Source organism: Brevibacillus sp. BD137 (genome assembly GCF_041644655.1).
Taxonomy (GTDB): Bacteria; Bacillota; Bacilli; order Brevibacillales; family Brevibacillaceae; genus Brevibacillus; species Brevibacillus brevis_D.
In genome coordinates this window covers 59,194-78,551 of record NZ_JAOTNO010000009.1, presented here as the reverse complement: position 1 = coordinate 78,551, position 19,358 = coordinate 59,194, and the positions used below count along the sequence as shown (strand labels likewise).

Sequence of the window (19,358 nt, the reverse complement as noted above, 5' to 3'; positions counted from 1 at the left end):
CCTCCTAATTGCTCCTCCATAGTTCTAGCAATTGTTTTTCTTCATCCTCGGTAATGAGCCGCAAGTTTTCTATGCTCTCCTCAGGATATGTCGTCACTTGTTCTAGCCAATTCACAAAATGCCCGATCATTCGTTGTATGGTGGCATACTCAAACAAATCCGCATTGTATCCAAACGAAAACAACACAGAGTGCTCATTCATCACTTCGATTGAAATAGACAAGTCAAATTTGGCAACTTTGATGGCAAGCGTCACAGGCTCAACTTTTCGATTCGGCCATTCCTTTACATTTCGCAGATGAGTATTCATTGTAAAAATCGTTTGGAAAACAGGAGAGTAGCTTGTATTTCGTTCTGGTTGAAGGGCTTCTACTATTTTTTCGAACGGTACGTCCTGATTCTCTTGTCCACGCAATGCTTTTTCCTTGACTTGGGCGACCAATTGCCTGAAGCTCGGCCCTTCTTCTACATTCACCCGGTAAACAAGCGTGTTTACAAAGAACCCGATCAATCCTTCCATTTCTTTGCGATTGCGATTGGCGACCGGACTGCCGACCAAAATGTCTGTTTGTCCGGTATATCGGGAGAGGAAGCCTTGGTAAGCTGCCAGTAAGGTCATGAACAGAGTTGTCCCTTCCTGTCTGCTGAATGCTTTTACTTTCGCTAATAAGGCAGGCTCCACTTGTATATGCTGCATATCCCCTCTATAGCTTTGAATGACTGGCCGTGGATGATCGAATGGCAACTGCAACACGGGAAGGTCACCCGCCAGCTCATTTTTCCAATACACCAGCTGCTCGTTTACTGTCTCATCCGTTAACCAATCCCTCAGCCATACTGCATAATCTCCGTATTGAATAGCCAATGGCGGTAGATCGGCTGGCGTGCCACTGACTGCTTCTTCATAGAAAGCCATCCACTCGTCCAGCAAAATATCCTCTGACCAACCATCGAAAACAATGTGATGAACGGTACACAATAGAACATACTCAGACTCATTCTTTTTAATCAGCTCCGCTTCAATCAGCGGCCCTTGACTCAAGTCAAATACGCGCTCAGCATTCCGTTGAATATGATGAGTGACGTGCCTTTCCTCTTCTTCCATAGAGAGATGGCTGAGATCAATGACAGGCAACGATATCGGTTGATAAGGCTTGACGAGCTGTACAGCGGTATCATTTTGTTTTGCGAATACCGTACGAAGCATTTCATGACGTTCAATCAATCGGTTAAAGCCTTTTTCCAATCCGCTAACGTCCCAAGCACCGCTTAAACGCCAGACATACGGAATGTTGTAGACGTTGCTCTCAGGCTCCAGTTGGTCAAAAAACCATAGCCGCTGCTGCCCAAAGGATAGCGGAATCGGTTTCGTCCTATCCACTTGGTGCAATGCGGGCAATTGAGCCGCTTTTCCGCCTAGACGCAATTCGGATATCCGCTTGGCCAGGCTCTCGATGGTCGGGCATTCGAAAATATCTCGCAGAGGGAGATGCTGACCGAACACTTCTCGTATGCGCGAGGCGACCTGCGTCGCTAATAGAGAATGACCTCCCAAATCAAAGAACGAATCAGATACGCCAATTTGGTCGATGTGCAAAATGTCGCTCCATATAAGTGCTAGTAATTCCTCTGTTGTGTTGCGAGGGGCTGAATAGTGATGGCTTACCGTATGGCTGTCAGGTAGCGGCAAGGCTTTGCGATCCAATTTGCCACTTGATGTGAGCGGCATTTTCTCCACCTGTACAAAATACGAAGGAATCATGTAGGGTGGCAGCTGTTTCTGCAGAAGGAGCTTATACTCTTCGACCGATGTGGTACCACTGTAATAGGCGATTAACCGTTTATCTCCCGGCTCAAATTCTTGGGCTATCACAGCGACTTCCCCTGCGCCTGGCTGCTTCCTCATGAGCGCTTCAATCTCTCCCAATTCAATTCGATACCCGCGAATCTTCACTTGGTTGTCCGATCGGCCAATATACTCAATATTGCCGTCTGGCATCCACCGCGCATAATCTCCTGTCCTGTACATTTTTTCTGCCGATAAACGACCATATGGATTCGGGATAAAACGCTCTGCTGTCAGCTCGGGCTTTCCTACATACCCTCGAGCAAGCCCTACGCCCCCAATCACCAACTCTCCCATGACGCCAACGGGCTGCAAGTGACATTCTTTGTTGATGATATAAGCCTGCGTATTATCAATCGGTTTCCCAATGGGAATGACCGTACTGTCCGCGTGACAATCATAGTAGGTCACTTCAATGGTCGTTTCCGTCGGACCATACAGATTGTGGAGAGTCGTTTGATTCCGCTGCTGAATCAATCGATGAAAACGTTGAACCTGTTCCGTAGTCAAAGCCTCCCCAGTCGTGTACACGCGCTGTAAGCTTTTGATTTCTTCCGCACAATCGTTGCTTTCCAGATGGTCTAAAAAGATGCTGAGCATTGATGGAACAAAGTGAATATACGTAATCTGGTGTTTGGCGACCGTTTTTACAATCAGCTCCGGGTCTTTTTCAGCATAAGGAGCGAGAAAACATAGCTTGCTGCCGGTGAAAAACCATAAGACTAATTCGGTTACCGAAACATCAAAGCAATAGGGCGTTTTTTGCATGATCGTGTCGTGTTCGCCCATAGGATAGCGATGAACCATCCAGTTCATGCGATTGACGACAGAGCGATGTTCAATCATGACGCCTTTTGGTGCTCCCGTCGAGCCTGAGGTGTAGATGACGTAAGCCAAATTTGTCGAGTGAGCAACTGGTTCAAGATTGTCGCATTCTCCTTCTTGCTCAGGCATATTCTCACCAAAGTACAGAACCGGACCATTGAAATCGATCGCTGTCCTGAACTTCTCTTGCATGACGACTACTTTCGTATCACTATCCTGAAGAATATAGGACAGTCTTTCTTTCGGTGCCATCGTGTCCATCGGCATATAAGCGCCACCAGCTTTTAAAATGCCAAGGATACCAATCATCATGTCAGGTGAACGTTCTATCATTAACCCGACTAATGTATCCGGTTTCACTCCGAAGTTTCGCAATTTTCTTGCCAGGAAGTTGGCACGATGGTTGATCTGCCGATAAGTCCACTGCTCGTTTTCAAATATGACCGCGATTTGCTCTGGTGTCCGTTCAGCTTGCTCCTCGAAAATTTGATGAATGGTTTTCTGATCCGCAAACGCAACAGAAGTGTCATTCCACTTCTGAAGTATTTGATTCTGCTCAAAGACGGTCAACATTGGCATAGAATGGAGCGTCTGGTCACTGTGGGTAAGAACACTTTTCAGCAATTCTATATAGTGCTCAATCATGCGGCGCATAGTAGATTCGTCATACAAATCCGTATTGTATTCCCAATCCAAGCTGATACTCCCGTATTCCTCCTTCGTTAATAGAGAATCGGAGAGCTCGGAGTGGTTCGTCACTACCACGTTAATATCAAATTTTGCCGATCCGTTGCTAATGCCTTCGGTGAGTTGAATATTCAAATCGGATACAGGTAAATGGGTAACTTTCGTGTCTTGGAAGCTAAACATGACCTGGAATACAGGGTTCCGGCTTTGATCGCGCTTCAGTTTTAACGCATCGACTACGTGATCGAATGGAATTTCTTGATTCTCATAAGCTTCCAATGCTGACATTTTGACTGCTTGCAAAACATCCTGAAACGTCATCTGATCGGTAAACTGCGTCCGAATCACAATATTGTTTACAAACATCCCGATCAAGTCTTCGGTGTCTTTCCAGCGCCGATTCGCGATACCCGAACCTACGATAATATCTTCCTGATTCGAATACCGATGCAGCAATGTCTGAAAGGCAGCCATCATGACCATGAATAAGGTCGTATTTGTTTTCATGCAGTAATCACGCAATTGAAGATACAACTCTTCCGGTATTAAATGGGTGAACATGTTCCCGTTAAATGTTTGATTGACCGGGCGTGGTCTGTCGGTTGGCAGTTCCAGAATCCCGTTGGCTCCGTTCAACAGATTCTTCCAGTATGTTAACTGCTTATTCTCCTTGCCTCGTTTAAACATCTCGTTTTGCCACACGCAATAATCTGCGAATTGAATCTGCAATTCCGCGAGTGGAGATGGTTTATTCTCCAGATACGCACTGTACAGCGTAAAAAGTTCTTTCAGGAATTTTCGGAACGACCATCCATCATGAATCAAATGATGCTCTACAAACAGAATGACCGATTCCCTATCAGAGATCTTGTAAACCAGCCATCTAGCCAATGGCAGCTGCGAAATATCGATCGGCTTCTTGATCTCTGCTCGAATCAATCTCTGCACTTCACGTGCACGATCACTCTCAAGTACATGAGAAACATCAATAACGGGCAATTTCACATCGAATGGTTCATAAATGACCTGATACGGCCGCCCATTTTTCTCAAGAAAAACGGTTCGAAATATTTCATGTCTACGTACAATCTCGGTAAAGCATTGATTCAAAATAGGGATATCTAGCATCCCTCGCACTTTCATGGTTGCCTGAAAGATATAAGCCAAATTATTGGAGCTTAACTGTTCTAAAAACCACACTCTCTCCTGCGAATAAGAAAGCAGCAAATCTCTGTCTCGTGATGCCCTGCTTATGGCAGGAAACGCATCCATCGAGTATGTATCCTCTGCGGCATTGATGACTGGCACGATGCTTCGGATTGTCGGATATTGAAACAGGGTAGACAACGGGAGTTCTTTTTTGAAGACTGCGCGGATTCTTGCTACAACCTGCGTCCCTAACAGCGAATGTCCGCCTAATTCAAAGAAATTATCCTCTACACCAATCTCCTCATATCCAAACAAATCTTTCCAAATGTCCAAGAGCTGCATTTCCAGTTCTGTTTCCGGTTTTTTATATTCTGCTGAAATATGCGGTCGGCTATTTCCTACCTCTGGCAGTGACTTTATATCAATTTTTCCGCTGGGCATAAGCGGGAAAACATCCATTTTCACAAAATACGCTGGAACCATATACTCCGGAAGCAGAGCCTTCAAATAATCACGCCATTCCGTTATGCTTCCAGACCCTATCACATAGGCGATAAGCTTGTTATTTTCATAGGAATCCTTTTGGGCCACTATAATGGTTTGCTCAATAGATGGATGAGTGCTTAAAATCGTTTGAATTTCCTCAAGCTCAATCCGGTATCCTCTCACCTTGACCTGATTGTCATTGCGACCAAGATACTCCAGATTACCGTCGGCTGCATACCGAGCCAAATCTCCCGTTCGATACAATCGCGAATCTGCCTCTGGACGATAAGGATTGGCAATGAAACGCTCTTCGGTTAATTCAGGACGGTTTACATACCCTCTTGCTACACCTGCTCCACCAATATAGAGCTCGCCAGCCACTCCGACGGGTTGGATTTGTAAATGCTCATTGAATACGTACAATTGTGTCTGACAGTTTGGCTTTCCAATGGGGATCAAAGAGCGATGATCCTCAGGCATACATTTGTAGCTGGCAACTTCGACGGTAGTTTCCGTTGGACCATAGGTGTTATATAAGATTGTCCCATGAGGAATAGTCAGTAGATGCGTAAATTTCTGGGCAGCTTGAGGTGGAAGCACTTCCCCACCGGCAGTGACATATTTCAGAGAGGATAGGGCAGAAGACGTACGAACATTCTCGATATAATCCAAGACTACTTTTAACATGGATGGCACAAACTCAAGATGGGTAATGTTATATCTCTCCACTGCTTTTACCAGCAGGGCAGGGTCTTTCTCTTCGCCGTTAGGGAGGATGTACAAGCTCGCACCTTTCACCATCCACCAATAGAGCTCCCAGACAGACGCATCAAAAGAAATAGACGTTTTCTGCAAGATTCTGTCTGTATTCGTCAGTTCACTACGCTTCTCCAGTGTTTGAAGAAAATTCATGATGGAGCGATGTTCGATCATGACCCCTTTCGGATTGCCAGTCGAGCCCGAGGTATAGATTACATAGGCCAGATCGTTACCATTCACTTGGTTTTCAGGCTTTTCCATGCTTTCATTTGAGGCTATTTCAGAATCATCAGATAAATTAATAGTTTTTATTCCGTCAGGTATTCTCGCAACAGATGCCTCATCCACGATGACGATTGGCAATTCTGCATCTTCTATCATATAGCGCAGTCTTTGAACAGGATAAGCAGGGTCCATCGGGACGTAAGCGCCTCCTGCTTTCAACACGCTCAAGATGCTCACGATCATTTCAATGGAGCGCTCCAGACATATGCCAACGAGCGTCTCACTCGTAACACCTATCTTTCTAAGATGATGGGCCAATTGATTCGAGCGTATATCCAATTCCTTGTAGGTGACTTCCTCTTGCCGGAAAACGAGTGCGATGGCATCTGGATGACGATTAACTTGGCAATCAAAGGCAGCTAAAATGGTATCAGGAAGCTCAAAAGCCTCGTCACTCCTGCACCACTCGTCTAGCAATTCTCTTTCCTGACTTTTGGAGATCAATCGCAATTGATCGACAGGTGTTTCCCTATTCGTTACAACCTGTTCCATCCAGTTACAAAAGTTCTCCAGCATTCTTCGGATGGTTTCTTGTGTAAACAACCTGGCATTGTAGGTGAAAGATATGCGCAAGACGTCTGCCTCTTCAACATCCACACGCAAATCTACAGTTGACTCGTCGTACTCGATAGAAAGCTTGTCTATCGTGACTACATTTCCGGCTTTTCTGACTCTCAATAAGGTATGAAATAATGGCGTGGCTGCTGAAAGACTTGCGAACATCTGTCCCTTCTCTGCTTTATCCTTGCCCTCGGTTAGTAGCTGTTTAAAATTCATAGCTCCATCAACAAGGACTCGATTTATCCAAAACGCAGAGTCTCTCACCGCACCAACCCGAATATCCTTTTGACCCGTATACCTGTAAAGATAACTATGATAGGCAGCTAACAGTACAGTAAACAGATCGGCCTTTTCTTGTATCCCCACCTGTATGGCTTGCTTGCTCACCGTATCTGAAAGATCAATCGTTTGAGTCTCGCCCGCATATCCAGTATGGTGATGCCTGGAGATATCTAGCGGAAGCTGTAGCAATGGAGCTTCTCCAGCTAATTCTGACAGCCAATGGTTCTTTTGCTCTTCCGTGGACATGGTCATCCTCCCTTTTCGCGTTTGGTAATGATGGGAATCTCCAAAACGAGCGAAGATCCTCACCTGTTCTGATTAATCAACACGACACCTCCCCTCCTCTTAGCAATGTCTGCAAAGGAATCAATGAGTGGCTTCATCGCACAGCATATGAAATAATCAGGCCAGCGTCTGATAATCGGTCTTTGTCAGTGCTGACACGCTTGTGGAGTATGCAATTGGAAGAATACCAAGAATGACAGTTTGATGAATCGACAATTCTAGCCCACGACTGTAATCTCGCCGCGGGGTGACTCTTCTTTTTAGGTGAATTGGAGTATAGATTTCATGTGGGAGTTGAATGATTAGCGCTTTATACACTAGTTGATTGGATTGCTATGATGGGAGATGGAGTGTAGAGTGAGGATGTTGTTATGTGTAATCAAACCAATGCAGGACACTGCACTTGATCATGAGAAATGGTTCTTTCGAATCAGAGTTGCTAAACTAGCTACTGACTCTATGAAAGGAGGGAAACTTGTTGAAATGCAAAGGAGTTGGTTAGGAAAGAATCGCAGAAAATTACCCATATCAAGTATGAATTGTAATTTTTTGCCTTTTGGAGATATTATATCATGTCTGAATTTTATGTCAAATAAGATGGTATTGAGTCGTCTTTGCTCAACCGGAAACTATCATTAGGAAATTTTTGCACATAAAAAATATAAGACATTTCTTCTCCCTTGTGCTAGGTTCGTTTCACAGCTTACCTAACGCCAAGAAAGGAAAAATGTCTCAGACATTTCTAGGAAAAGTTATACACACCTACGCCCAACGACACAGCCAACAAAATACCAAAGTACCACTTCGTAAACCGAAGACTAAACCACGAGCCTTCCCACCATAAGATCCCAAAAAAAATGGCGCCAATCAAGATGCTAGTTGCAAAAGCAAGGAGTGCATTTTCCATATTTTTTCTTCACCTTTTAAACAGAATGGAAAAGAGGCTGCCCTCCACAGTAGATCGAACAGCCCCTTTTCATTTACCAGACCGTAATGTTAATCGTAATAGTCTCGCCGCCGTATTCCACTGTAATGGTTGTTTTACCAGATTCCAGTGCGGTCACGACACCATTTTCTACAGTCACAATCTCAGGATCTTCCACTGTCCAGTCGGCATCCTTGGTGACGATCTCCTCGTATCTATTTTCATAGACCGCATACAGGACGATCTCTCCAGTATTGTCTGCCTCCAAGCGCAGCGAAGAGCGCGATACTCGCAAATCTTTCACTTTCTTTTCCTCTACGACGAGCACACGATTGGTTACCTTTTTACCGCCGTATTTCGCAGTAATGACAGCCTTCCCTTCAGCCAGCGCTGTCACTTTTCCCTCTTTTGTTACTTCGATGACCTCTTCGTCGCTAGAGGACCAAGTTGCTTTCTCTGTCACCTCTTCGGTGTTCTTGTCATTGAAGACGGCTGTCAGCGTTAGCTGCTTCTCCTCATCGATCTCCAGCACCAAATCCTTGAAGGAGGTCGTCAACGAACGAATCGTTTTCGTAGAAACCGTCACCGGAATCTCCAGTTCCTCTCCCATATAGCGAACGATAACGATGTCTTCTCCTTCTTCTTTGCCTGCCGTAATGCGACCCTGCTTAACGGTAACCAACCCGTTTTCCGTGTCGTACTCAACATTTTTGTCTCGCGTGATGTCCTTGCGTTTTTTGCCTTCTACCTTATAAACTCGTAAGGTTGTGGTTACTCTCGGCTTAATCCAGAAGGACGGTTCGTTTGTTTCCAACTGGAAGGTGGGTATTTCCTTAACGGTTACTTCCACCGAATCGGTTTTGTTCCCGTCTACGGTCGTCACTGTAATCGTCGCAGTTCCAGAAGCTACTGCCTTGATCTTGCCATCCTCATCTACCTCGACGATCTCAGAGTCGCTGCTTTCCCACTTGACCCGTTTGTTGGTGGCATTCGTTGGTTTTACTGTGGCTCGAAGGCTTTCTGTATCGCCAACACGCAATGTTAACTGCTCTTCCTCCAGCTCAACTCCGGTGACCGGCTCTCCTGTTGGTGGATTCGGCACATTTGGCACGTATAGCTCAATGGAATCATCCAGTTCAACGGTGTTTCCTGCCTGGTCGCGAAGCTGGATCAGAACCTTTTTCATTCCATTGCCATACGTCAAGTTCCACGGCACCGTTCCCGTCACTTTTTCCCAGCTGCTCCACTTGCCTTGGTCATTGGAGATACGCATCTCGACATCTCCCAAATTGTCCGAAGCAGTAATATGCAGTCTCACGCTGGTGGAGCTGGTTAGACGATCATCATTGTTGATGACGAACGTTCCTGTTGGTGCTGTTTTATCCAAAGTAAACGTGATCTTGATTTCGTTACCGGAAGCATCTACAACCCGTAGTTCATGCTTACCTTCACTTGTTACCCGGTCGCCACTTGAGAACGGAGCACCGTTCAACGTCGCGGTTCCTTCGTTGAATGTGATTGTTACGTCATCTTTGTAAATGCCTTTGTCCTCGACTCCAGTAACAACAGGCGCATCTGCATCCAGCTCGATCGTATCGGAAACGGTTGTAATGTGCCCTGCCCGGTCTGTGATCTGCATCTCGACAGTCTTGGTTCCATCACCGGACTTCAACTGCCATGCTTTGGTCGCAGTTACTGCCTCCCAATCGCTCCAGTCGTTGTCACCATTTGCGAAGCGGATTTGTACATCACTGGTACTGTCGTTCGCTGTGATAGCGAGCGTAACATCACGAGACTTGGTGGAATTGTCTCCGTTATTGATCGTGATAGATCCAGTAGGCGCCAACACATCCAGTACAATCGTATCACTTAGCTTTGTGACGTTCCCCGCTTTGTCCCGCAGCTTGACATAAACCGTTTTGGTACCGTTTATGCTGCCATCAGCCAGCTTCCATGCTTTTGACTCTGCAAAACGCTCCCACGTACCCGAATTGTCATCGGCGTTAGAGATCGCCATTTCAATGTCGTTCGTATTGCCTAACGCAGTGAGTTGCAACGTAACATCTTCTGTTTTCGCAAATTCAGCTCCGTTATCGATGCTGAGCGTTCCAGCCGGTGGTGTTTTATCCAGCGTGAAACGAATCGTCGTACGATTTTGCGCATCATCCGTGACGACCAACTCATACGATCCTTCCGCAGTGACGACAGAACCGCTCGTAAACGGATTGCCGTTTAGTAATGCTGTTCCTTCATTGAAGGTAATGGTTACGTCGTTCGCATAGACACCATCCTGGGCGACTCCAGTGACAACTGGTCCAGCGGAATCCAGCGTGATTTGCTTTTGAAGGGCCAATCGGTTTCCAGCCGGATCTCTTAGCTCCAGATAGACCGTTTTGGTTCCATCGCCACTGCTCAGCTCCCATGGAACGTCGCCTATTGTCGGCGCTGTTTTCCAATCGCTCCACGTCAGGTTGTCATTCGACAAGCGCATTTCCACACCATGAGCATCAGCCGACTCCACACTCAGCGTAACCTTGCTCGTGTTGGTATACGACTGACCTTGATTGATCTCAAAAGCCCCCGTAGGGTTGATCATATCGAGTGTGATTTCATCGGTAAAGCTGGCAATGTTCCCCGCTTTATCCTTTACTTCCATGGAAACCGACTTGATTCCATCTCCAGTCAGCAAGGTCCACGCCTTTGTTGTGGTCAGCGTTTCCCAAGAAGTCCAATTGGCTGGATCACTCGTATCATGGGAAAAGCGCATCTGTAGTTCATTGCTGAAATCCGTAACGGCAATTTGTAATGTCGTTGCTAGTGTATTGGTATAATCGGCGTCACCATTGATCTTGAGACTGCCCGACGGCTTCGTTTGATCAATCGAAAATGCAAGCATTGCTGTATTGCCCGCTTCATCCGTGACAATCAGCGTATAAGCGCCATCGTCATTGACGATTTCTCCGTCAGCTATCGTCTTTCCGTTCAAGGTCGCCTTTCCTTCGTTGAAGCTGATCGTCACACTCTGATTGTACAGCTTGTTGTTCTCTACCCCTGTGACTACAGGCGCAACCGTATCGAGTGTAATCGATGCCTGTAAATCATGGGGGTTGCCAGCTTCGTCGATCAACTGTAGATAGACCGTTTTCTGTCCATCCCCATTTGTTAGCTTCCAAGACTTGGCGCTCGCCACATCCTCTAGCGCACTCCAGCTGATGTTATCGTTGGACAGCTTCATTTTCACCCTGCTGGAAACGTCAGTGGCATCGATTTGCAAAATGACATCTTGGTTATTCGTATGAGTGGCTCCGTTATTGATCGCAAGTGTTCCAGTCGGCGCGGTTTTATCCAGGGTAAAGGTTACCGTAGTCGTATTCCCCGCTGTATCCGTCACTACCAGCGTATACTTGCCCTCCACACTCACCTTTGTGCCGCTGACAAAAGGAGCACCATTCAATGTTGCTGTGCCGTCGTCGAAGACAGGTGTGACATCTGCCGTGTAGAAGCTGCCATTCGCTACCCCTGTCACAACAGGTGGCGTTTTGTCCAACACGATGGTACCAGATGTATAATACATATTCCCTGCACCATCACGGAACTTCGCGTAGACTGTTTTTTGTCCGTCTCCACTAGCCAAGTTCCATTCCAGCTTGTTGTTGACAGGAACAGGTATCCAGCTGCCTGTAAAGATGTTATCATTCGACAACATCACTTCTACCGGGCCGTTTGCATCACTTCCCTGAATGGTAAGCTCCACCTTTTCTGATGAAGTGGCTACGTTCCCATTATTGATCTCGATGGTTCCTGTCGGTGGTGTTATATCCAGTACAATGCTATCCTGCGCTTTCAGGACAGTTCCTGTTCCGTCACGCAGCTCCATGAAGATCGTTTTGGTCCCTTCGTTTGTCGTAAAGGTCCACATTACAGGTGTCGCAAACGACTTCCATTCGCTCCAAGGACCGCCTTCCACATTCGTCAAACGATATTCGGGCTGGGCTGCGTCAGGATCATCATGGGCCATGGTGAGCGTCACATTTGGTGAATTCGTAAACGCAGCACCGCCATTGATGGTAACCGTTGCTGTCGTTGGTGGTTCATCTACATCCGTCACCTGGATGGTCATCGCCTTGGTGAATATATTGCCAGCCGAGTCTGTTGCAGTGATTGGTACAGCGTAAGTCGATTTCGTTTCAAAATCAAACGTTTCTGTCGCCTTCAGTTGATTTCCGTCAACAGTAAATGGCACCGTAGTGTTTTGAATACTGAACGTAACGGTGTCTCCTTGATCAGGATCTACTGCCGAAAGCGTACCAACTACCGCTCCTATTTGATTGTTCTCGGGAATCGAATTGGACGATAAGAGGATATCGGTTGGTGGAGTGTTAGGAGCATACGTTATTTCTAGCTGTGAAGCATAGCTAACATTTCTTTTGTCGTAGAAAATGATTTGAGGCTGATACAAGACAGGAACAGGTGGTGCTGTTTGTCTTCCTCTTAAAACAAAGGTAGCTTTTTTGTCTGGAATATTACTCATGACAAAGCTGGTTACATCAAACGATTTCCACCCTGTGAAATTAGTAGGAATAAACTCATTTGTTATGATTCTTTCCTGATACGAAGGTAGCACAGTCGCAAAATCATCGTTCCAATTGTCATCAAACGAGCCCCATAGATCAATGAAAGGCATATCTCCGCCTGTTGCTTCTACCTTATGCACATAAATTTTCAGGGCAGCAGACTGAATTTTCCTCTCACTTTTCACGCCGCTCAGGTCAAAACGTAGAGCAGCATTCGCAGCCCCATAATCCCCACCAGAGTCTCGCGCATAGCCGACGATCAACGTGTTCGGAACTCCTTGGTAATCCAGGCCATCAGGATAGGCACCATACGCATCCACGAACTTGTCTGCCTCTACTCTAATCACATCTGTAAGTTCCGCTGCGTTGGCTTTTTCTTGAATAAGCATAGGTTGGACAATTGCAAACAGCAAAGTAAATACCAACAAACGAGCCATCATTCTTTTCATCAATAACGTTGTCCTCCTTCCTTCTTCATTTCAACTCCCCCTACTGTCGACACATTCCCCCAGCAAAACATCTAGGTGAAACAAAAATATGGTAACAACAGTCTTTTGCAAAAAATACTAACTAAAGTTATGTCTTTTCGTGATTGATTTTTTTCAATAAAAAAACCCACCGTACTGTTGCAAACAAAAAGAACCCCAAAAATGGGGTTCCAATTTAGCGGGCGTTATTTAAGGGTTAGCTCCTTCTCCCATGTCTTTTTATTGCCTTGCTCATTTTGAAAGACCAAGATCAATTTCCCCTTTTCCCCTTTCAACTCATCCTTGTAAAAGAAACCGGTGAACTGTCCATTGCCACTGATGTAAAAGCCATTCCCACCAGAGATACCTTCACTGTCATTTTTGATCGCTTGCTCAGTAGTGTTTACGATGTCAGTTTTCTCGGACTTCCACTGCATGCTAGCTAACGAATAGCCGGCAGGTAGCTGTTCGATAGAGAAATCGAAGCTATTCCCCTCGATGGGTTTCGGTTCCTGGTCGACCACGACGAGAATTTCTTTTTCCTGCTGTTCTGCGGCCATGTCTTTTGCAACGCTCTTCGGTTGTTTCTCCGTGTTTTCTTTGTTTTCCTGAGGAACTTGCTGCGGCACTTGACCAGTCGATTGTGAAGGAACCGGTGTGCCACAAGCACTAGTAACGAGTGATAGAACCAATACAGCCAGTAAGCTTTTCATATTATTCTTTTTCAAATTCATTGTCATTTCCACCTTTGTTTTTATTTTCAACCAACGTGAAGGAAAAAGCGACTCCATTCACGGTATTTTCCGCATCATAATCACTACCATGCAGATCGAGGATGTGTTTACAGATCGCTAATCCGAGACCCGTGCCGCCAGTTTTCCGCCAGCGAGAGCTATCTACTCGATAAAATTGCTCCCATATCCGCGTTAGTTGATCGTCTGGGATATGCGCTCCTTCATTTTCAATTCGAAACCGGATGCACTCCCGCTCGCGGACCCCGGTAATCCGAATCTCACTTGATGGATTGGCGTGCCGGACTGCATTGCCGAGCAAATTCACGATCACTTGCTCGATACGTCTTGGATCTGCCCATACGTTGATCTCTTCAGGTAAGGCAAGCCATAATCGTACCTGCTTGTTTGCCAGCTGTAGTTGAAAGGAAGCAGCTACGCGATCTATGATTTCCGATACGGGAAACGATTGTCTACGAAGCATAATGGCTTTGGCTTCGAATTTGGACAACTCCAGCATATCCATAATGAGCTCGTTCATCTTGTCGACTTCGCTTAAAATGACGTCCATGTATCGCTCCCGCTTTTCATGTGCGACATCATCTTTTAATCCTTCCGCAAAGCCCTTTACAATGCCAAGCGGGGTCTTGAGTTCATGAGAGATGTTTGCAATCAATTCTTTGCGAAGCTGCTCCATTTTTTCCTTATGCTCTAAATCCTCGCGAAGAGTGACATTGGCACTTTTCAGATCTTTTAATGTCTGATCCAGCTTACCAGCTAACGTATTCAGATGGCGAGAGAGCTCACCGAATTCATCCCGCGAATGAATCGAAGCAAGTTCTGTGAAGTCCAGATTAGCCATACGTGAAGCGGAATGACTCAACGTAACTAATGGTTGCGTGATGATCTTCGAAAAGACAAAGGACAGCAGCAGTAAGATGACGAGGATGACTGGCGTCGCGTATAGGGAATAGCTGGTCAGCATACTTACCGCATCGCTCACTGGTTGCAACGTCGTCACCGCCAGTATATAATTCGCCCCGCCCTGATCGGAGAATCGATGAATCACGATGGCATAGTTTACACCACTCCACGGATCCGTCCACTTCCGCTGGATGAATGATCCGCTTTTCATCTGTGTAATCTCGTCGGATTGCTGCGTCAGCCATGGTCCGATTTGATCAGCTACGAGAGAATCCTGATAAAAAGGGTTATGTGCCCGCTGCTGACTAGGCAGCATGAGTTCAGAAATAACTGCCGTAACCCGGGTTAGTCCATTTTCGGTCACATTTGTGGATGGACTTTGCCTCGCAATCCGTATCGGCTTCATGATCGTATTCTTCTCATCCATATAGATTCCGTCGATGGTAATCGTGTCTCCAACATGGAGTCCTTCAGGAAGATCGGTGCTTTTCATTTCTTTTAGCGGTAAGGTAATCGCTTGATTTTTATTTGTTACTTTCATTTCCAGAAAATAGGGGTCGAGATTCAATTGCCTGAGCTGCTCATCTACGATCGCGATGCTGGCATCTGTGCGATTCATCAATGTACCCACCAGCTTATCCAGCTTGTGCTTGTCGGGAGGGAGTTTAGCGTACTCATCTGGGAAAGATGCCATTGCTTGCGAGAGCTCGCTTACTTTCGCATTTAAATAAAAGCGCTCGAAGAAAAACTTTTCCCCTATCAATATCAAAGCGTAGAGCAAAAAGACAAAAACAAAAGTGGCGGCAAATAATTTTGTCACAACGTTTAGTCGAAGTCGTTTCATCGCTTTGCCTCAAACTTATATCCAAAACGGATCATCGTCTGAATCAGATGCTGCTCTGTATCCAACTTGGCCCGCAGTTTTTTCACATGGGTATCAACGGTGCGATGGTCGCCAAAGTAGTCCATCCCCCAAACCCCATTCAATATGCTATCTCGGGACAAGACCGTCCCTTCATGCTTGATGAAGAACAAAAGCAGCTCATACTCTTTTGGTGTCAATGAAACCGGGACGCCGGCAATCGTAACAGTGTGAGCTCGTTTGTTTACCGTCAATGCTCCAAACTGAGCGATATCATCTCCCCTCCCGATGCTCCCCTCTGCTCTTTTCATCAGAGCCTTGGCACGGGCCACTAATACTTTTGGGCTAAACGGTTTGGTGACATATTCGTCTGCGCCAAGCTCAAAACCCATCAACTGGTCATCGTCGTCTACTCTTGCTGTAATGATTATGATGGGAATGTCGGATTGCTGGCGGATTTTTCTGCACACCGACCAGCCATCCATCTCGGGCATCATAATATCTAGTACAACTAAATCGACAGAGTGCAGAGCGAAAAGCTCCATCGCCATTTTACCGTGCTGCGCTTCGTACACTTCCCAAGCTTCTTTTTTAAAATAATCCGATACAAATTCACGTATGAGCTCGTCGTCCTCTACGAGTAACACTTTCCGTTTCATTTCCGCGCTCCTTACTCGTGGTTGTGCATTTATTGCATAGATTACCAATTTATCGTGAAATTTACGAACCTGTATCTCACCGTCACCATTCCTATGACCGCCAACCTTGTTTTTACAAGATAAGTATAGATGGCTGATGTGACCGTTGTGTGTACTTGAGATGGATTTACGAAGAAAAACAAACACCCGAAAATGGCTTAGGCCACTGAAAACATGCAAAACGAGCCGTTAGAATCGATTCTAACGGCTCGTTTTCTTTCGTTGGGACTTTTTCAGTGGCCTCCGTATAGGCGGGGGATTTACTGGTCGATCTCACTTTCTCTTAATCTGACGATTGCTTGTGCACGATTTTTTACCTGGAGCTTGCTAAAAATTTGATGCACATGCCCTTTTACCGTCCCCAGTGTGAGATGCAGCTTGTCCGCAATATCCGAATTCGATAACCCTTCACCGATCAGTGATAGCACTTCCGACTCTCTTTCCGTCAATTTTTCCAATGCAGGGGATACCCGAATTTGAATATCAAGCGTAGGAAATTCCTTCTCCACACTTTTAAGCAGCATCGAAAGATAGGCCATCTCTTGCTTGGATACGTTTTTGCTTTTATAGAGTGAATAGAGCATTTTGGCAACGCCAGGGCCTTCATCCAAAAAAGTGCGTACATAGCCTTCTGGCGCGGCTAACGTCACCGCCATGCGCATACACTCCATCGCTTCATGCTGCTGTTTTTGGATCATGTAAGCTTGGCTGAGCAGAAGAAAGGCTTCAATCCGACTCCCGAGCCGATCCTTTATTTCCGCCTCGTGCTTTAAGCTGGTTAGCAGCATAATGGCTGCACTGTCGTTTTTTAAATAAAGGTATACCCGGGCCAACATCATTCGCTCAAATTCATGCCGGGAAGCGACAATATCTACATTCATTTTCGCATAGGGCTCGACCCATTTTTCTATTTCTTCCCGTCGATTTTCTTCGATCCATAATCGGACGCGGAACGTTTCTACAAAAGACATCCAATGAGGAGGCGCATCATGCTGGCGGCATAGCGAAGTGAGTTCCTCCATGGCCAGCCACATCTCGTCGTTACGGTGCTCTGCTTTTCTCCATCGAGCCAACGTCAGATAAACCGGGACCAACACACCGAAGTTCAAAGAGATCGTGCCTAACTGAATCGCACGGGGTACGAAATATTTCAACTGCTCAAAATCATTTTGCTCATAATATAGCTCGCCCAAAACGATAGAACCGTAGGCCAATATCCCAAGACCACTGTGCTTCCAGATCGCCCTTAGTTTTGGATAGTATTCATTCACGTTAGACAAATACCCGCTCAAGGCCACACGACTGCGCAGGACGTATGGCTCATCCGAATTCAGTTCAATGCCGACGATGAAGTAGCGGCTGAATTTTGGCTTCATGTGAACGGATTCTTCCATATATTTAAGGGAAAGGTCTACATTTCCCCGCATCACTTCGATATATCCCCGAAGCACACACATTTCTACGCGGCAGTCGTCATAGCTCCCATGATTGATCCGAGTTGCTTCGTCAGCCAATTGGAGGAGGATTTCCGCCTGATCAATTTCATTGGACACAGCATGCAGCCAGGCAAAAGCAATGCACAGCTCGGGGTTGCTTTCCAACCAGGACGAATCAAAGTATCTCATCCATCTGCGCAATGTAATATTTTCGTACTGTTTCAACATCCACGGCGCATGTGCTACGATCAAACGGCTTGCCCGGTTCCAATCCTTTCCGAGAAACGCATGCTCAGTCGCCTCCATGATCCACCCGTGACATTCAAACCAACAGCTTGCAGAGATATGTAGGGCAGGAAGCAATTCGTTATATGTTTTCCTTACGTGGGAAAGTAGAAGTTCTGCGAACAAATGGTGATAACGATACCACTCATTTACGCCATCCAGCGCGATCACAAATGAATTCGTTCGCTCCAGCATGCGAAGGATGTCGTGAGCGTCCGCCTCTCCGGTAACAGCTGCGCATAGATCGCCTGTCAGACGCGGCAGTATGGACGTTTTCAGCAAAAACATCTGCACCTTTTCTGGAAGTCGTTTCAATACTTCTTCCGTCAAATATTCCCCGACGTACTTGTCGTTACCGGAAAAATGATGAATGACCTTAGACGCTTCGGGCTTTCCTTGCATGGAAAGCGCTGCTAACTGCAAACCGGCCACCCATCCCTCCGTTCGTTTGCTTAGCAGGCCAATGGCTTGTTCCGACAAACTCAGACCCAGTTGCTCACAGAATAAGCGCCGGCACTCCTCTTCATTGAACCGAAGAGTGTCTGAGCCCAGTTGCTTTAACTGTTTCCGAACGCGCAGACGATGTAGGGCAAAAGGAGGTTCCTCCCGCGTAATCAGGACGACATGCATATAGAAGGAAGCATGCTGGATCAGTGTCTGCAATCCTTCATGAATAGAAGGCTCCTTTATGAGGTGATAATCGTCCAATACCAGATAAAAATCACGTTCAAACCCCGCAATTTCTTCGAGTAACACGGACATCAACTGTTCAGCAGAAGCTGTGTACTGTGGGTGAAGCACCGAGGAAGATTCTTTGCCCACGCCTTCCTGTGCCATATCAATTGCCCTAGCAAAATATCGCCAAAAGCGCACGGGATCATTATCTGATTCATCCAGGGAGATCCAACCGGTCGGTTTGCCGGAATTTTGCGTCCATTGACTGACTGCTGTCGTTTTACCGAAACCGGCTGGCGCACACACGAGAATCACTCTTGCGGCGCCAGCGTCATCGATTTCTTTCCATATCTGATGCCGAAGTAACAAGTCCGAACCATACTTCGGAACATGAAGCTTGGTTGCGATAAGTGGACTGTACGTTAATAAATCCATACGCATCTCCTGCCTAGAAGTAAAATGACATTCATGAAGGAAACATGGAGCGTAGCCTTTCTATTGATGACTGGAAGCGTAATGAGGTTGGCTAACGAGGGAAAATGGGATCATATAATGATAGGAAATATTGCTCAGATTAAAGATACAGCAAAGTCGCTCCTGCGTGGGTATTTTTTTT

At 46.2% G+C, this 19,358-nt stretch carries 7 protein-coding genes; all 7 read right to left on the bottom strand.

Annotated elements, in window-relative coordinates:
* Nucleotides 1-4: 4 nt before the first annotated feature.
* Nucleotides 5-7,126, bottom strand: coding sequence for an amino acid adenylation domain-containing protein (locus ODZ53_RS19320; RefSeq protein ID WP_372679241.1), 7,122 nt, complete (start codon nucleotides 7,124-7,126; stop codon nucleotides 5-7).
* A gap of 781 nt (nucleotides 7,127-7,907) precedes the next feature.
* A complete protein-coding gene (locus tag ODZ53_RS19315) occupies nucleotides 7,908-8,072 on the bottom strand; it encodes a hypothetical protein (protein ID WP_199926565.1) in 165 nt (54 codons plus the stop codon).
* Between the two features lie 73 nt (nucleotides 8,073-8,145).
* Entirely contained in the window at nucleotides 8,146-13,113 is a 4,968-nt protein-coding gene (locus tag ODZ53_RS19310) for an Ig-like domain-containing protein (RefSeq protein ID WP_372679238.1), read from the bottom strand.
* 224 nt (nucleotides 13,114-13,337) lie between these two features.
* Nucleotides 13,338-13,865 (bottom strand): hypothetical protein, encoded by a 528-nt coding sequence (locus tag ODZ53_RS19305; RefSeq protein ID WP_372679236.1) that lies wholly within the window; start codon nucleotides 13,863-13,865, stop codon nucleotides 13,338-13,340.
* Nucleotides 13,846-15,630, bottom strand: a complete 1,785-nt coding sequence (locus tag ODZ53_RS19300; RefSeq protein ID WP_372679234.1) for a sensor histidine kinase — start codon at nucleotides 15,628-15,630, stop codon at nucleotides 13,846-13,848. Before ODZ53_RS19300 ends, ODZ53_RS19305 begins: the two co-directional genes overlap by 20 nt.
* Nucleotides 15,627-16,307, bottom strand: a complete 681-nt coding sequence (locus ODZ53_RS19295) for a response regulator transcription factor (protein ID WP_199926569.1) — start codon at nucleotides 16,305-16,307, stop codon at nucleotides 15,627-15,629. Before ODZ53_RS19295 ends, ODZ53_RS19300 begins: the two co-directional genes overlap by 4 nt.
* A 299-nt stretch (nucleotides 16,308-16,606) precedes the next feature.
* Complete coding sequence (locus ODZ53_RS19290; protein ID WP_372679232.1) at nucleotides 16,607-19,177, bottom strand: winged helix-turn-helix domain-containing protein; 2,571 nt, start codon at nucleotides 19,175-19,177, stop codon at nucleotides 16,607-16,609.
* Between the last annotated feature and the right edge of the window lie 181 nt (nucleotides 19,178-19,358).

What these genes read in the sequence shown, in the direction of transcription:
- ODZ53_RS19310 (WP_372679238.1), bottom strand. Translation starts at nt 13,113, where the DNA reads ATGAAAAGAATGATGGCTCGTTTGTTGGTATTTACTTTGCTGTTTGCA.
- ODZ53_RS19295 (WP_199926569.1), bottom strand. Translation starts at nt 16,307, where the DNA reads ATGAAACGGAAAGTGTTACTCGTAGAGGACGACGAGCTCATACGTGAA.
- ODZ53_RS19320 (WP_372679241.1), bottom strand. Translation starts at nt 7,126, where the DNA reads ATGTCCACGGAAGAGCAAAAGAACCATTGGCTGTCAGAATTAGCTGGA.
- ODZ53_RS19305 (WP_372679236.1), bottom strand. Translation starts at nt 13,865, where the DNA reads ATGAATTTGAAAAAGAATAATATGAAAAGCTTACTGGCTGTATTGGTT.
- ODZ53_RS19300 (WP_372679234.1), bottom strand. Translation starts at nt 15,630, where the DNA reads ATGAAACGACTTCGACTAAACGTTGTGACAAAATTATTTGCCGCCACT.
- ODZ53_RS19290 (WP_372679232.1), bottom strand. Translation starts at nt 19,177, where the DNA reads ATGGATTTATTAACGTACAGTCCACTTATCGCAACCAAGCTTCATGTT.
- ODZ53_RS19315 (WP_199926565.1), bottom strand. Translation starts at nt 8,072, where the DNA reads ATGGAAAATGCACTCCTTGCTTTTGCAACTAGCATCTTGATTGGCGCC.